Below are 1,038 nucleotides of genomic sequence, written 5' to 3' on the forward strand. Positions count from 1 at the left end.
GGTGGGGGTGTTGCCGGCGCTGGTGGCGTCGGGTGAGGCCCAGGCCGTCGTGCGGGGTGGTGAGGTGTTCGTGCCCCGGCTGGCCCGGGTGTCCGCGGACGGTGCCGGCTCCGTGCCCGCCGGGGTGTTCGGTGACGGCACGGTGCTGGTGACCGGTGCCGGTGGTGCGCTGGGCGGTCTGGTCGTACGGCATCTCGCGACCGTGCACAAGGTGTCCAGGTTCCTGCTGATCAGCCGTCGTGGTGCGGCGGACGCGGGGCTGGTGTCCGTGGCGGAGGAGCTGCGGGGGCTGGGTGCGGTGGTGGAGGTGGCGGCGTGTGACGTCGCTGACCTGGAGGCGTTGGCGGGTGTGGTCGGTGGGTTGCCGGCGGGGTTCCCGTTGTCGGGTGTGGTGCATGCGGCTGGTGTGCTGGATGACGCGACGGTGGAGAACCTGACGTCTGGGGCGTTGGCGCGGGTGTTGCGTCCGAAGGTGGTGGGTGCCTGGAATCTGCATCGGCTGGCTGGGGATGTGGCGGCGTTCGTGGTGTTCTCGTCGGTGGCGGGGACGTTGGGGACGGCGGGTCAGGCCAACTATGCGGCGGCGAACGTGTTCCTGGACGCGTTGGTGGCCTGGCGGCGCGGTTCGGGGTTGTCGGGTACGTCGTTGGCGTGGGGGCTGTGGGAGCAGGCCAGCGGGATGACGGGGCATCTGGCCGATGCCGACCGCGCCCGTATGACCCGCGCCGGCATCGCTCCGATGTCCGACGAGCTCGGTCTGAAGCTCTTCGACGCCGCCGTCACCCGGCCCGAACCACTCCTCGTCACGGCCCCGATCGACACCTCGGCCCTTCGTGCGGCGGCCAGGTCCGGACTCGGATCGGTCTCCCCCCTGCTGCGCGGGCTGGCGCCCGTCGTGCAGCGACGTGCCGCCGCCGATGCCTCACTGCAGGGCCTCGACTCTCTCGCCGGTCGTCTGGCGGGGTTGTCGGTGGCGGAGCAGGAGGGGCTGCTGCTGGAGCTGGTGGTCGGTCAGGTGGCGGTGGTGCTGGGGCATGC

The 1,038-nt window shown here is 72.0% G+C and carries 2 protein-coding genes; one reads left to right on the forward strand and one right to left on the reverse strand.

Annotated elements, in window-relative coordinates; all coding sequences use genetic code 11:
* The coding region (locus ABT114_RS50510) for a hypothetical protein (protein ID WP_351154164.1) at window positions 1–193 on the reverse strand (193 nt) is incomplete at its 3' end.
* Between ABT114_RS50510 and ABT114_RS50515 the strand changes: the two genes are divergently transcribed.
* Window positions 149–1,038: beta-ketoacyl reductase (locus tag ABT114_RS50515; protein ID WP_351154161.1), on the forward strand; the 890-nt coding region annotated here is incomplete at its 3' end. The two genes, ABT114_RS50510 and ABT114_RS50515, sit on opposite strands and share 45 nt — an antisense overlap.

Origin of the sequence: Streptomyces sp. NPDC002088 (assembly GCF_040296605.1) — a bacterium.
Classification (GTDB): domain Bacteria; phylum Actinomycetota; class Actinomycetes; order Streptomycetales; family Streptomycetaceae; genus Streptomyces.